This window comes from Kribbella sp. NPDC050124 (genome assembly GCF_044460355.1).
Taxonomy (GTDB): domain Bacteria; phylum Actinomycetota; class Actinomycetes; order Propionibacteriales; family Kribbellaceae; genus Kribbella.
The window spans coordinates 18,212-31,823 of record NZ_JBITJU010000018.1; the positions used below are offsets into that span (position 1 = coordinate 18,212).

Sequence of the window (13,612 nt, forward strand, 5' to 3'; positions counted from 1 at the left end):
GACAACGGCCGGATCAGCAGGAAGGTCAGCCCATGACCGCATCCTTGATACCGGTGGCCGATCAGCGTGGCCGCGTCGGTCCCGGGCAGGTGGTAGTCGACCAGCTCGCGCTGCTCGCCACGCACCGCGGCACTCCCCCGGCGTTGCTGCTGCGGTGGAGTGCGATGCCGACGCAGGCGACCGTGGACGTCGTCGTACACCTGCACGGGTTCTCGCGCCGCGGCCGATCGATGCATCTGGTCCGCGACATCGCGCCGGTCAGCGGCCTCGACCTGGCCGACCCGCGCCATCCGTCGACCCCGGGGCGCACCAGACCGACGCTGCTGGTGCTGCCCCGCGGTCACTTCCACGGTGGCAAGACCGGGCGTGGTTACAGCTTCCCGGCGCTCACCCGGCCGGGTGCCGTGACCAAGCTGGTCGACGAGGCGCTCCGCCGGTTGCGCGCCGCAACCGGAGTCCAGGCGACCCGCGGACGGCTGATCCTGACCGCCCACTCGGGTGGCGGCGCCGCGCTGATGGCGATCCTGCGGCACCTCGACCCGGACGAGGTGCACACCTTCGACGCGCTCTACACCGATCCAGGCCCGTTGATCGCGTGGGCCCGCCGACACCAGGCGGCCGGCTCCGGCGCGCTGCGCGTGCTGTTCCGGCCGGGTGAACCGACCGCACGCAACAGCCTTCGCGTCGCCGCCGAGCTGGGCGCCGGCTCCGCGCGGTTCCGGGTCGAGCAGACAGGGGTATCTCACATGGCCATCCCGCAGACCTACGGCTGGCGGCTGCTGGCCGACCCAGGTGCAGACCTACCGGGCGCGACCCGGCCGCGTACCGCCGTACTGGAGAAGGAGGCGGCAGCGGGTCCGTCGTTGTGTGCCGCCATCGCGCGCGTCGCGCGGGAGCAGTTCCGGCGCTGGCGACCCGGGGGCGGACCGGCGCTGACCGAGACGTCGCCGGCCGCGAGCCCGATCCTTCGGGAGTATTACCGCGTCGGGGTCGGGGTGACGGTCACCGACGCGCAGTTGCAGAGTACGGCGTACCAGGCCGGGCATCCGTGGTCGGCGGTGTTCATCTCGTACGTGATGCGCACCGCGGGCGCCGGATCGGGATTCCGGTACTCGGCCGCACACCAGACCTACGTCTCCGCGGCGCGCAAGAACCGGCTCGCGAACGACACGTCGAAACCCTTCTGGGCCTATCGCGCGACCGAGCTCGCGCCGCGGATCGGCGACCTGGTCTGCGCGTCCAGGAGCAACAGCGGGGCGACGTACGACAACATCTCCGACCCGCAGACCCGGGCCACCCACTGCGACGTGGTGACCGAGGTCCAGCCGGGCCGGATCCGGGTGATCGGCGGCAACGTCGGCCAGACCGTCGGCGAGAAGTGGCTGCGCACCCGTCCCGACGGCCGACTCGACCTCACCGGCAACCAGAGCCGCTTCTTCGCCGTGGTCCGCTGCCGCTCCGATCAGGCCGCCACCCCCGCTCCGGCCCCAGCGCCCGGCTCAGTCCCGGCGACGACGGAAGGCCGGATCGCTCGCGTGATGGAACTCCTGGTACGGCGCTATGGCTATCCCGTCAACGGTGCCGCCGGGCTGGTCGGCAACCTGATCGCCGAGTCAGGCGTCCAGCCGAACCGGATCGAAGGCAGCAACTCGGCCACGCCGATGCGGGCGCGCGACTTCAGCGGCCGGATTCGCGACTTCACGCCCGACCAGGTCCGCACCCGCAGCTACAGCCGCCGTACCGGTCCCCGCCATCCCGGGATCGGGCTCGCGCAGTGGACCAGCCGTGACCGGCGCGAAGGCCTGTTCCGGCACGTCTACCGCGGCCGCCAACTGGGGTCGGCGATCCTGACCGACCTCGACGCACAGGTCGACTACCTGGTCACCGAGTTGCGCGGGAGCTACCGGGGTGTCAACGCGGTCCTGCGGTCGCCCGGCGTCACCCTCGACCAAGCGTCCGACGCCGTCCTGCTCCGGTTCGAACGACCGGCTGCAGTCCTCAACCGGCCGGTGAGCGATCCCGGCGTCCAGCAGGTCCTGATCCGGCGCCGCAAGGCGGGGCAACAGGCATTGCGGACCTACCGCGCCTCGCGACCGAACTGACATCCGAAAGGACAGCCATCGTGACCACGTTCTCGTTCAAGATCATCCTCCTCAACAACGGGCGCTACGCGTGGATGTTCGTGCAGCGGAGGAAGGGCGGAAATCTCCGGATCCTTGCCCGCAGCGGACGCGACTACAGCACCCGGAAGAAGGCACGTGTCGCCGTCAAGCTCCTCAAGAAGGCCATCAAGGGCGCCAAGATCGAGGACGACACGTCGTTGTTCTCGGTGACCCACACCGAGTTCGTCATCCGGGACACGGTGCCGTTGCACTTCGGAGGCCGCAGCAACGGGTCCCGATCCGTGGCGGCGAGGACCTGACGGCTTCGGCAGCAGCTGACGCAATCCAGTGGATGCCTGGATCAAGGTCATCGGAGCGCCGGACGCGGCAGTCCGGACGGTGCAGCACGGTCTCGAGGCGCTGGACGTCAAGCTGACCGAGCCCGAACCTGGAACCGCGGACAACGGGCTGGTGGTCTTCGGCGCCGCCACCCCGGATGTTGCCGCCGGCATCAATGAGCTGGCGGCAACGCTGCCGGGACGGGTGCTCGCCCTCTCCACCGCCGGTGGACTGCGGGGCGACGACAGCTGGGGGCTGCTGCGGGCGGGCGCCTCCGACGTGTTCACCTGGCGCGATCCGGCCGAGTCGGCGCAGCACGTCGCGGACCGGCTGCGCCGCTGGCAGACCATCGACGAACTGGTCATGTGCAGCCATGTGCAGCAGTTCCTGGTCGGCGACAGCGCGGTCTGGCAAGCGGTACTGCGCGAGGCCGTCGAGATCGCGCGCTTCACGTCGGCCGCGGTGCTGATCACCGGCGAGAGCGGGACCGGGAAAGAACGCGTCGCGGAGTTCATCCACGAGCTCGACCCGCGCCCGGGCAAGGGGCAGTTGGTCGTCCTCGACTGCAGTACGGTCGTTCCGTCGTTGTCGGGCAGCGAGTTCTTCGGCCACGAGAAGGGCGCGTTCACCGGAGCCGCCAGTGCCCGGGCGGGCGCGTTCGAACTGGCTGACGGTGGAACCCTGTTCCTCGACGAGGTGGGCGAGCTTCCGGTCCCGCTGCAGGCCGAGTTGCTGCGCGTCATCCAGGAGGGCACGTACAAGCGGGTCGGCAGCAACCTGTGGCGCAAGAGCACCTTCCGGCTCGTCTGCGCGACGAACCGGGACCTGAGCGCCGCCCGGGCGGACGGCAGCTTCCGCAACGACTTCTACTACCGGATCGCCGGCAGCACCCTGCACCTGCCCAGCCTGCGCGAACGCCCCGAGGACATCGTCCCGCTGTTCCGGCACTTCTTCCGCCAGGTGTACCCGGACCGTGAGCCGCCCGAGATCGAGGACGCCGTCCGCGACCTGCTCCTCACCAGGGCCTATCCCGGCAACGTGCGCGACCTGCGCAGCCTCGCCCTGCAGATCGTCCACCGCCACCTCACCGACGGCTTCGTCACGGTCGGGGACATCCCGGAGCACGAACGCCCGGCCCGGCCGGACGGACCGGCCTGGAAGGACCGCGGCCTGGACGACAGCGTGCGCAGATCGCTGGTCCGGGGCGCCACCCTCGACGAGATCACCTCGGCGGTGGCTTGGGCGGCCATGCGGTTCGCCCTCGCCGACAGCGGTGACGACGTCCAGGCGGCAGCCGGGCTGCTAGGCGTGCCGGCTCGCCGCGTCTGGCTCTGGCAGCTCCAGCGGGCGAAGCGATCGATCGCCCGTCGACAGCCGGGCGCGGCGCGCGGGCCCGGTCAGGCGGAGGAAGTTGCCGGACAGGACGAGTGACTCCGCCTCCGGCGACAGGCCGAGCAGCCGGATCTTCTCCAGCTCGAGCCCGGGATGCAGCCACGGGCCGTCCGATCCGAACAACACCTTGGCCGGTCCGGCGCGCCGGACCGCGGTCACCAACAGGTCGAAGCGCCGTACGCCGGAGGTGTCGGTGAACAGGTTCGGGTGCTCGGCGAGCATGCCGGTCAAGGCCAGCTGCGCACTCCAGTCGTCCGCGAAACTCCCCAGGTGCGGGACGATGAAGTTCACGTCGGGGAACTCGGCGGCCAGCAGTCCCGCTGAGGCCACCTCACCGACCACGTCGTACATGACCGGCAGCCGGAGCAACCTGGCGACCTCGCAGATCTCCCGGGTGATCCGGGCATCGTGGCGGTGCACCTTGATTCCGCAGAAGCCGAGACCCCTGACGGCGCGACGAACCAGCGGGAGGATCCGGCCACGGTCTCGCTCGGCATGCACGAAGGCGAACGCGTAGAACCGTTGCGGGTCGGACGCGACGATCCTCCCGACCTCCTCGTTCGCGAGGCCGTAGTCCGAGTGAAACGCGGCCAGCAAGTTCGTCTTGCTGATCCCCGCGGCGTCGCAGCGGCGCAGGTACGACGTGAGCGGCGCCGAGCTGTCCCACGGCCCGGTGAAGCCGTCGCCGGGGCCGGCGTGGCAGTGCGCGTCGATGATCGGCACTGCCGGCCGGCCCCGGGACGGACCTCGCCCGCGGCGCATCACGATCAGCCGCGGTAAGCGCCGTACCGCCTGCGGAGGTGGTACGCCGGCATCGAACCGTCGACGCCTTGGGTCAGGTCGACACCGGTCACCGCTCGGTAGGAGTGGATGTAGCCCTGGACCTCGGCCCGCCAGTAGCGTGCCCAGTTCGCCGCCTTGTCCGGCTCGATCACCTTGGTCCACGCGCCGAACCGGATGCCGAGCAGGAGCTGCTCGCCGAACACGGCCAGGTCGCGGAAGTGCAGCACCGACGCGTCCGAGCCGCCCTGCAGCTTGTTCATCGCCTCGACCCGGTCCATCCAGGCCTCGGGGTAGGCGACCATGGTCCGGGTCGGCAGGAAGTCGCGCATCTCCGGCCTGGCCAGGATCCACTGGTTCATCAGCATCTCGTGCCGGGCTGTCCAGGGCAGGTCGCCGTACTGGTTGTGCTGGCCCTGGGTGAGCAGCAGGTGGGTCTCCTTCAGTGCGTTCAGCACGCTGAAGCCGTCCGCGATCCGGGTGGTGTCGTCGTCGTAGTGGTAGAAGATCGCGCACAGCCGCAGCAGGTTGTGCAGCGCCTCGACGAACCGGGACCGCGAGTCGGCGCCGCGGACCGGCGGGCCCTGCCGGGAGGCCAGCACCAGCCCGTAGTGGTGGTCGTACTCGTAGGCCCGGCGGGTCGTGGTGAGCCGGTGCTGCGCGTCCTGGATCCAGCCCCAGAGCAGGTTGTTCAGCGGCCGCAACGGATCGATCTCCAGGCCGGCCAGCGGATCCCGGCCGGGCCCGCCGTGCCGGCGGTTCTGGAATCGCCAGGTGATCGCGTTGATGGTCTGGACCAGCCCGGACTCGTCGTTCCAGTACGACCACAGCAGCTCGAGGAAGCACGGGTTCGAGAGCTTGTCGGCGAGAATGCCGAAGCACACCTCGGCCTCGTCGTTGCGCCGGCCGAACCCGACCACGTCGACGTCGCGCAACTTCGCCCGGATCAGCTCCAGATACGGCAGGATCTCCAGCGCGGAATCGTCACCGGTGGCGACCCGGACCAGGTACTCGCGCCACTGCGCCTCGATGTCACCCGGCCGGACCGTGCGCTGCAGCCGCCGGCTCTCCTCGTTCAGGTCCAGCTTCAACCGGCTGAACCCGTCCGCGTCGACACCACAGTGCAGCATCAGGAAGACCTCGGTCGCCGCCTTCAGCAGCCGGTAGCGATCCACGTTGGGGAACGGCAACGCCGTACGGCGCTTGACCTTGTGCAGCGTCTCCTTGACCTCCCCGCCCGGGCCGTCACCGCACATCACCCGATCCAGGAACTTGCTGTAGTTGTCGAAGCCGAGAGCGTTGGTGCTGTTCCGGACGGCCACCCACAGCGACTGGTCCTCGGTCGCAGCCACCGCGGTCCGCTTCATCGTCACCGAGACGTCGTCCCCGGCGGCGAACGGCCGCTGCGACACCTCGATCGGGCCTGCCTCGTCGCCGTAGTAGTTCGCACTGCTCCTGCCCACTGACGGCTTACTGCCTTCCGGCGTCAGCTCGATTCCGACCGTCCAGGCGCCCACGTCCAGCGAACCGGTGTGCAGAGTCGCCTCGATGACGGTCGGCCCCGGGGACGGCAGATCGATCTCACCGTGGACGATGGCCGTGCCGAGTACCGTGATCGGCAGGTCCTGATCAGCCAGCACAGCTGGGCCGGTGACGGTCCAGCGCGCCTTGTGCTTGCCGGTGAGGGCCACGGTGGCGGTCAGCCTGACCACGCCGCCTTGGGTGATCCGCATCGGGCTCGCGGTCAAGTCGACCTCGCCGGTGTTGAGGTTCTGGCCTGGTAGTACTGCGGTTCTAGGCATCGGGATTCCTTCAGTTGGTTGCGTCGGACCAGATGATTGGCTGGCCCAGGTACATGCCGGCGTCGGCCCGTCCGCCGGCCCGCGCGGTCGCGAGTGCGCTGTTGACGGCCCACGCGATGATCAGCCGCCGCAGCAGGCTGCTCTCGCGCTCAGGTGAGAGCAGGCCGCTCGCGCGGGCCTGGCCCAGCACCGCGAAGGCGAGCGTCGGCGGCGCCAGCGCCATCCGGTCCGGCTCGGTTCGCCAGTCCAGGAAGCGGTCCAGCAACGCCTCGCGCTGCACCTGGGGATTGCGCAGTACGGCGCCCAGCGTGCGACCGCGGAGTCGCTGCGGCCGGACGCCGACCAGGATCGAGATGAAGTCGGGCATGGTCGCGCGCAGCTCGTCGATCAGTGCGCGGATCTCCGGCCGGATCCCGGCGATCGGGTACATCGACTGCCACACCGCGGCCAGCCGGTTCCATTGCGGGTCCGGGTAGAGCCGGTCGCCGATCGCGCAGCTCAGCAGCACCCGCAACCACGGGATCGGATGCGGATCCTCGTCGGGCGGCCGGAAGACGAACCCGCGGGGCAGGCTGACCAGACCGACCAGGCCGAGCGTGGAACCGATGCCGATCCTCGCGATACTCCACAGGTCGGCGACGATCTCGGGCACCCACTGTGCCCACAGCGCCCACGAGCGGCGCTTCGCCGGGCGCCGGCCCCCGAGCCGCTCCCGCACGCATTCGGTCAGGCAGAGCAACGCCGCGGCCTGATGACCGACCTCGTGCACCAGCGACGACGCGATGCCGTAACCGATCATGCGTTCCCGAGGGATCCGGATGAGTGCGACCGGGTTGTCACCGCCGCCGGGCAGCCTGGTGCGCGCCCGGCGAATCGCACCGCCGAGCCCGCGGTGCAGTGAGCAGACCACGGGTGGCGAGTCGAAGTACCTGACCGGCAAGCGCAAGGCCTCGGCCGCTGCCACGTCCAGTCCGGCCAACAGGACGCCGTTGTCGCGTTCGCTTCGCTGGGTGACCACTTCGGAGAACAGGTCGAACTGGCCGAGCGCGTCCTGGAAGGCCAGCCGCAAGGTCCAGAACCGCCGCTGCTGCTCGGCCGGTGTGGCCGCCGCGCCTGGGCCACGCAACCAGGCGATGAGCTCGAGCGCGCGGTTGCGTACGTCGTGCCGCCCGGCGATCAGGTGTTGCTCGATCCCGGACAGGGCCGCCGGCGAGAGCGCGGCAGCCGCGACACAGGTCTCTTGGAGCACGAACGGTTCGACCAGCGCGAGCCTGGTCAGCATGGCTCGGGTCTCCTGCTCCAGGAGCCAGGGCGCGGGCTGGTCGATGGTCATGACTCAGACGTCCATCAGGATGATCCGGCCGCCGCGGCGAACCCACCGTCCGCTGCTGCCCCCGTCGCCGTCGTCGCTGCTGCTCCCGCCACCCCAGTAGCCGCCACGGTAGCCGCCGTACCCGCCGTACCCGCCGCGCCGACGTCGGCCGTAGCCGCCGCGGTACCGGCCGAACTCGCTCTGACCGGCGGTAGGCGCGGACCCCTCGGGCGCGGCACCCTCTGGTGGTCCGGCCGGCGGGGCAGGTTCGGGCGATGGGGGTGGTGGTGCCGGCTCACCAATCGGTACGGCCACCCAGCGGAAGCCTGGCTGCGGTGGCGGTTCGGGAGCAGCGGGCTCGGGTGCCGGCTCGGGGGCGCCGTACGTCGGCGCAGGGTAACCGTAGGAGCGGTAGCGCGGCCCGTAGCGGCGGTAGCCGTAGCCGTAGCCGTAGCGCGGGTAGCCGCGGTAGCGCGGGCCGAAGCGGCGGTAGCCGTACCCGTAGCGACGACCGTAGGGGCGCCGGTATCCGTAGCCGCCGCGGAAGATGCTGCGTGCCAACGGCGAGATGGATCGCAGGCCACGGCGGTACAGCGACGGCGCGAACCTGCGCGCAGCGCGGAAGATGCTCAGCTCGCCGACCAGCTCGGCGGGCGCGCCAGGCGGTGCGGTTGCCACGTCCTGCGCAGCCGACGCGGCCATCCGGACGAACCTGCGCGCGACCTCGAAATCCTGCTGCTCCGGGTTCATCCCCGAGCTCTCGGTCTCGAACAAGGAGCTCGCCGCTGAACCGATCGTGCGCCCGATCTGTCCGCCGATGCCCGGTGCGACGAAGGTGCCGATCGCGCCACCGACGGCCGGAAGCGCGGCCTTGGCCAGCGGTTTGATCGAGCGGATCAGCGCTTGTCCCTGCGGTGAGCTCGCGGCCCGGCTGACGCCCTGAACGACCTTGCCGATGGTGTTGACGAGGCCGCCGAGGAACTGGTCGAGCTCTTGGTCGTTCTGCACCTCGAGCAAGCGCGCGGCGAACTCCATCTCCTGCGCCTCGGACAACGGCGAGGCGCCGGCTTCCATCTCGCCGCCGAGCACCTTGCCGAGGATCTTGTGCAGGAACTGCTCCTCGGCCTCGCCGGCTTCGCCCTGAGCGCCGTACTCCTCCTCGCCCTCGCTCTCGCCTTCCTTCAGCAGGCCGCCGAGCAGCCCGCCGAGGACCTTGCCGGCGATCGGGATCAACGGCAGGAACTGCTCCTCGCCCTCGCCCTCGTCCTCGCCTTCGCCTTCGTACGGCCCCTCTTCCTCGCCTTCGTACGGCCCCTCGTCCTCGCCCTCGTACATGCCTTCGCTCTCGTACGAGCCCTCGTAGGCGCCCTCCCCTTCGTACATCCCTTCGCCCTCGTACGGGCCTTCGTAGGCACCCTCGCCCTCGTACATGCCTTCGCCTTCGTACATGCCCTCGCCCTCGTACATGCCTTCGCCTTCGTACGGGCCCTCGCCGTACGGCGCCTCTCCGTACGGCGCCTCTCCGTACGGCGCCTCTCCGTACGAGGTCTCTCCGTACGACGCCTCGCCGTACGCGCCCCCGCCGTACTCCGCCGTCGGTGCACTCGTCTCGAACATCTGGAGCCCCTTCCGCCCTCTCGTCCGCCTGTCACGTGGTCCGGCGCGGCCGGTTCCCGGCCGCCGCGGCGATCTCCGCCTGGGCGAGGCGGACGAACTGCCGCGCGATCTCGTAGTCCCGGTCCTCCGCGCTCATGCCTTCCAGCTCGAGCCCGTACCAGCGGGCCGCGGCCGTCGCGTCGACCGCCCGGCCGCTTCCGACCAGCGCGGCGACGGTCGGCACGGTGTCGGCCACCGTCCGCTGGAGTTGCTGCACCAGCCGGTGCCGTGTGCCGGGCGGCAACTCGCCCAGTCGCCAGGCCGTCTCGGTCACGAGTCCGCCGAGGAACTCGGTCAGCTCGCGATCACTGGCGACGCCGAGCAGCTCCGAGGCCAGCTCCGTCTGCCGCACGGTCAGGTGGCTGCTCACTGGCTCCACACCTCCAGGGACGGCCGGCCCTCGGCCACACCCTGGATCTCTGCAAGAACCGTGCCATCCGGCTCAGCGCAGCGAGACCGCCGCGAATCCGAGCCGAGCGCGGTGCTTGGCGACGGTACGGCGGGCGATCGGATAACCCCTCGCCTGCAGCCGGTCCGCCAGGTGCTGGTCGGTGAGCGGACCATCCGCGGACTCGAGCAGCTCCCGCAACACGTAGTCGATCCCACCGCTTGCACCGAAGAACCGCGACAGCGCCACCAGCCGCTGGTCCGGCAGCAGCACGTACTTCCCCGCCACCGCCCGGCTCACCGTCGACTCATGCACGTCGAGCGCCACCGCGACCTCCGCCCGAGTCAACGACTCCAAGGCACCGTCACCCTCCAGCAGGAAACCGCGCTGCCGATGTACGGCGTACTCCGCGACCCGCTGCAACGTGTCCCACCGGTCACGCAACTGCGACACGAACGACCGGGCCGACGACACACCATCACGACCGTCCCGGATCCGCAGCCTGGTCAACTCCGGCTCAACCAACTCGACCACGAATTGCCCGTCCTCGGACCGCACCACGATGTCCGGTACGACGTACGCCGTACGCACCGCTGTGTTGCCGTGGAACGCCGGATACGGGCGCAGGCGATCCCTGATCAGGTCGAGCACCCGCTTCACCTCCTGCCGCGAGACGCCAAGCGCGGTCGCGATCGAGGCGAAGTGACCACGGGCCAGCCCCTCCAGGTGATCTGCGATGACCGCTCGGGCCAGCTGGGTGCACTCGTCGTCCAGGTCCAGAGCGTCCAACTGCAGGAGCAGGCACTCGTTGACGCTCGTCGCTCCGACACCGGGCGGCGCGCACCGCCGGATCACGTCCAGGACCCGGCTCACCACCGGCTCCGGGACGCCGAACTCGGCGGCGAACTGTGCGACCGAGCAGTCCAGCAGACCGTGCTGATCGAGACAGTCGATCAGGCACTCCGCGACCAGGCAGTCGCCGGGCGCCAACTCGAGCCGGACCGCTCGCAGCAACGCGACCGTGTCCGGCTCGTCGACCGCTGCATCGGCCGCAAGTCCGACCGGGCCCGACGCGCTGCGTGTCGGCGGCGAGCACGCGGGACATCTGCTCAGCCAGCTCGTGCGGCAGACCGGGCAGCCAGTGGCGTCGACTCGCTCCAGTGCGTCGTTCGTACTCACTTCGTCGGCGACCACCGACTGCATCGCGGCGTACGGCAGCATCAGCAGCTCACCGAACGTCACCAGCGCCGGCGACACCTCGAGCCCGAACCTGGGCGTCATGGCGAGTTCGAACGACAGAGTCATGCGCGACCACTCCCCCCGAGGACAAGCGCTCCCCCACTGTCCCCTGCAAGAAGCGTGCCAGCCGCCGCCCCGCCCCGCCAAGCCCTCGGTCAGAACCTGTCTATTGCCTCAGGCAACGGTCCAGGTAATTCAGTGACGGTCCTATGAACGCGAGTCCTAAGATCAGGAACCGCGTGCGGCTGGCTCCAGGTAGCTCGCGACACATGTCAAGACAAATCGTTGGCTCTGTGGAATGGAGGATCGTGCAGATCTGGACCGAGGACGGCGACGAGATTCCCCTGGTCGGCGGCGACGTGACCGAGGGCCTGGTCCGCGTCGGCGACACCGTACGGCGACCGCCCGGTGAGCGCGCCGAGATGGTCAGGGCGCTGCTGAAGCACCTGGAGTCGGTCGGGTTCGAGGGGGCGCCGCGCTTCCTCGGAGTGGATCCGGCCGATCGCGAGGTGCTGACGTACGTCGACGGCGAGGTCGCCGGGCGGCCACGACCGGACTGGATCGCGGACGAGGACCGGATGATCTCGGTCGCCGAACTGGTTCGCGCGTACCACGACGCCGTCGTGAGCTTCGGCATCCCCAGCGACCTCCCGCCGGCGGTCGAGCCGTCCGGCCTGCCCGCGATCGACGACGCCCCGGAGCTCGTCGGCCATCAGGACATCACGCCGGAGAACGTCGTCTTCCGCGACGGCAGGGCGTTCGCCCTGATCGACTTCGACATGGCCCGTCCGGTCAGCCGGGTGCGCGACCTGGTCAACCTGATGCTGTGGTGGGCGCCGTTCGGGGCCGATGCGGATCTCGACCCCGAACTGCGCGGTCTGGACCACCGGCGCCGCTGCCGCCTGATCGCCGACACCTACGGCATGTCCGGATCCGATCGGCTCCGGCTGATGGAGTTGGCCATCGCTCTCAACGCACGGGCGTGGCATCTGATGAAGTACCGGGCCGAGACCCTCGGCGGCGGCTGGCAGCGGATGTGGGACGAAGGCGTCGGCGACAAGATCACGTCCCGTCAGTCCTGGCTCGAGTCCGAGGCCGACGCCATCACCACAGCCCTGACCGCACCCCACTAGACAGTTCTTGCCGATGGCAACTGTCAGAGGGTGGAGACGAGGATTTCGGTGGTCGTGTCCGCGGGCTTCTTCTTGTCGCGGATCAGAGCGAAGGCGATGACCGAGGCGCCGAGGACGGCGATCGCGCTGGCGACGAAGGTGCCGGACATCGCGTTGGCGAAGGTGGTCTTGGCAAGCTCCGCGAGCGCGTTGTCGCCAGTGCTTGCGGCCACGGCCAGCGCCTCACCGATCGATCCGCGAGCGGCTTCCGGCGTCCCCTCGGGCATCCGGCCGGTGAAGTTGCTCGCCAGGGCGGAGCCGAGGATTGCGATGCCGAGTGCGGCACCGGCCTGCTGGACGGTGTCGTTCAGCGCAGAGCCGACGCCGGCGTGCTCGTGCGGGACCGAGCCCATCAACGCAGCGGTCGCCGCCGGTTGGGCCAGTCCGGCGCCGACGCCGAAGACCGCCAGCGCGATCGTCACCATGCCGAAGCCGTCGTCCGCGGACAGCGTCGACATCACCCAGAACCCACCGGCGAGCCCGATCAGGCCGACGACGGTCATCGGACGGTTGCCGATCTTCTGCCCGAGCGTGGCCCCGATGCCGTTGACGAAGATGACCGCGATCGCCATCGGCGCCAGCGCCAGACCGGCCTTGGTCGGCGAGTAGCCCAGCACGAACTGCAGGTACTGCGTGAGCGCCAGGATCAGGCCGCCGTTCGCGATCTGCACCAGCACGAGCGACAGGCTGCCGCCGCTGAAGTTGCGGTCCCGGAACAGCTCCAGCGGAACCATCGGCACCGCCGTCCGCAGCTCCCACACCACGAACGCGGTCAGACCGGCCACGGCAACCGCCAGCATCGGCCAGTGGATCCCGTGCTCGGGCAGCCGGCGAACAACGTCGTCCCCGACTCGGCCTGCAGCTTGGCGACCTCCCGCTGCAGTCGCTCCGGGTTGTCCCGATGGCGATCGGTGATCGCTTTCAGTTGCGGCATCAGTGCGGCCCGTGCGCGCATGCCGCGATGCGCCCGGAGGCTGAGTGGCAGGAGCAGCAGGCGCACGGCGAGGGTGCACAAGACGATCGCGACCACGGCGGCGTAGGCGCCGGCCAGCGGTTCGATGGCGGTGACGAGAGACGAGATCAGGTGATAGGCACCGGCGACCGGTGCCTCCAGAAAGGAAGGCACAGCAAGACTCCACGAGGTGAGTAGGAACAGGTAGCGGAACTGCTCGCTACCGTCCTGGTGCTCGTGGGCGTGGACGACCGGCCGCGTCCGGGTCGCGGAGCCGCAGGAACGCAGTCTCCTCCGCGCGGTGCCGGACCGACACCGCGATCGCCCGCAGCGGAGCCGTCGCCGGCGCGGACGCGCGGGCGACCAGCAGCAACGTGAACAGCAAGGCCGCCGCCATCAGCACGGCGGCGGCCAGAGAAGCCGTATCGAAGACAGGGATCGCCAGCGCAACCACGCCGGCGACCACGTGAGTCATCGA

12 protein-coding genes are annotated in these 13,612 nt (G+C 70.0%); 4 read left to right on the plus strand and 8 right to left on the minus strand.

Annotated features, from left to right (window positions below):
• The first annotated feature begins 32 nt into the window (after nt 1–32).
• Genes ACIBL3_RS32120 through ACIBL3_RS32130 form a run of 3 tightly spaced genes read left to right on the plus strand, consistent with a single transcriptional unit; the run spans nt 33 to nt 3,872 of the window.
• Nucleotides 33–2,102 carry a phage tail tip lysozyme gene (locus ACIBL3_RS32120; protein ID WP_396357522.1) on the plus strand — a complete coding sequence of 690 codons (2,070 nt, stop codon included), beginning with the start codon at nt 33–35 and terminating at the stop codon, nt 2,100–2,102.
• Nucleotides 2,103–2,122: 20 nt separating this feature from the next.
• Nucleotides 2,123–2,422 carry a hypothetical protein gene (locus tag ACIBL3_RS32125; protein WP_396357523.1) on the plus strand — a complete coding sequence of 100 codons (300 nt, stop codon included), beginning with the start codon at nt 2,123–2,125 and terminating at the stop codon, nt 2,420–2,422.
• A gap of 28 nt (nt 2,423–2,450) precedes the next feature.
• A complete protein-coding gene (locus ACIBL3_RS32130) occupies nt 2,451–3,872 on the plus strand; it encodes a sigma 54-interacting transcriptional regulator (RefSeq protein ID WP_396357524.1) in 1,422 nt (473 codons plus the stop codon).
• A gap of 728 nt (nt 3,873–4,600) precedes the next feature.
• Here the strand turns inward: ACIBL3_RS32130 and ACIBL3_RS32135 are convergent.
• From ACIBL3_RS32135 to ACIBL3_RS32155, 5 genes are all read right to left on the minus strand, one after another.
• On the minus strand, nt 4,601–6,415 hold the full coding sequence (locus tag ACIBL3_RS32135; RefSeq protein ID WP_396357525.1) for a hypothetical protein: 1,815 nt from the start codon (nt 6,413–6,415) through the stop codon (nt 4,601–4,603).
• Nucleotides 6,416–6,425: 10 nt separating this feature from the next.
• Nucleotides 6,426–7,748 (minus strand): hypothetical protein, encoded by a 1,323-nt coding sequence (locus ACIBL3_RS32140; protein ID WP_396357526.1) that lies wholly within the window; start codon nt 7,746–7,748, stop codon nt 6,426–6,428.
• 3 nt (nt 7,749–7,751) lie between these two features.
• Nucleotides 7,752–9,344 (minus strand): hypothetical protein, encoded by a 1,593-nt coding sequence (locus ACIBL3_RS32145; RefSeq protein WP_396357527.1) that lies wholly within the window; start codon nt 9,342–9,344, stop codon nt 7,752–7,754.
• Between the two features lie 31 nt (nt 9,345–9,375).
• Nucleotides 9,376–9,753 (minus strand): hypothetical protein, encoded by a 378-nt coding sequence (locus tag ACIBL3_RS32150; RefSeq protein ID WP_396357528.1) that lies wholly within the window; start codon nt 9,751–9,753, stop codon nt 9,376–9,378.
• A 72-nt stretch (nt 9,754–9,825) separates the two neighbouring features.
• Nucleotides 9,826–11,076 carry a hypothetical protein gene (locus ACIBL3_RS32155; RefSeq protein WP_396357529.1) on the minus strand — a complete coding sequence of 417 codons (1,251 nt, stop codon included), beginning with the start codon at nt 11,074–11,076 and terminating at the stop codon, nt 9,826–9,828.
• Nucleotides 11,077–11,318: 242 nt separating this feature from the next.
• Here ACIBL3_RS32155 and ACIBL3_RS32160 point away from each other — a divergent pair, with 242 nt between their 5' ends.
• Nucleotides 11,319–12,143 carry a phosphotransferase gene (locus ACIBL3_RS32160; RefSeq protein ID WP_396357530.1) on the plus strand — a complete coding sequence of 275 codons (825 nt, stop codon included), beginning with the start codon at nt 11,319–11,321 and terminating at the stop codon, nt 12,141–12,143.
• A gap of 23 nt (nt 12,144–12,166) precedes the next feature.
• On the opposite strand, the gene ACIBL3_RS32165 is transcribed toward ACIBL3_RS32160, so the two are convergent.
• The 3 genes from ACIBL3_RS32165 to ACIBL3_RS32175 are packed head-to-tail and all read right to left on the minus strand — an operon-like array spanning nt 12,167 to nt 13,609.
• Nucleotides 12,167–12,982 carry an MFS transporter gene (locus tag ACIBL3_RS32165; protein ID WP_396357531.1) on the minus strand — a complete coding sequence of 272 codons (816 nt, stop codon included), beginning with the start codon at nt 12,980–12,982 and terminating at the stop codon, nt 12,167–12,169.
• Nucleotides 12,955–13,308: a YidC/Oxa1 family membrane protein insertase gene (locus ACIBL3_RS32170; protein ID WP_396357532.1), complete on the minus strand. Its 354-nt coding sequence runs from the start codon at nt 13,306–13,308 to the stop codon at nt 12,955–12,957. The genes ACIBL3_RS32165 and ACIBL3_RS32170 overlap by 28 nt, the downstream gene beginning before the upstream one ends.
• Before the next feature lie 46 nt (nt 13,309–13,354).
• On the minus strand, nt 13,355–13,609 hold the full coding sequence (locus ACIBL3_RS32175) for a DUF6412 domain-containing protein (RefSeq protein ID WP_396357533.1): 255 nt from the start codon (nt 13,607–13,609) through the stop codon (nt 13,355–13,357).
• Nucleotides 13,610–13,612 lie beyond the last annotated feature (3 nt).

What these genes read in the sequence shown, in the direction of transcription:
- ACIBL3_RS32120 (WP_396357522.1), top strand. Translation starts at nt 33, where the DNA reads ATGACCGCATCCTTGATACCGGTGGCCGATCAGCGTGGCCGCGTCGGT.
- ACIBL3_RS32135 (WP_396357525.1), bottom strand. Translation starts at nt 6,415, where the DNA reads ATGCCTAGAACCGCAGTACTACCAGGCCAGAACCTCAACACCGGCGAG.
- ACIBL3_RS32140 (WP_396357526.1), bottom strand. Translation starts at nt 7,748, where the DNA reads ATGACCATCGACCAGCCCGCGCCCTGGCTCCTGGAGCAGGAGACCCGA.
- ACIBL3_RS32145 (WP_396357527.1), bottom strand. Translation starts at nt 9,344, where the DNA reads ATGTTCGAGACGAGTGCACCGACGGCGGAGTACGGCGGGGGCGCGTAC.
- ACIBL3_RS32155 (WP_396357529.1), bottom strand. Translation starts at nt 11,076, where the DNA reads ATGACTCTGTCGTTCGAACTCGCCATGACGCCCAGGTTCGGGCTCGAG.
- ACIBL3_RS32165 (WP_396357531.1), bottom strand. Translation starts at nt 12,982, where the DNA reads ATGCTGGCGGTTGCCGTGGCCGGTCTGACCGCGTTCGTGGTGTGGGAG.
- ACIBL3_RS32175 (WP_396357533.1), bottom strand. Translation starts at nt 13,609, where the DNA reads ATGACTCACGTGGTCGCCGGCGTGGTTGCGCTGGCGATCCCTGTCTTC.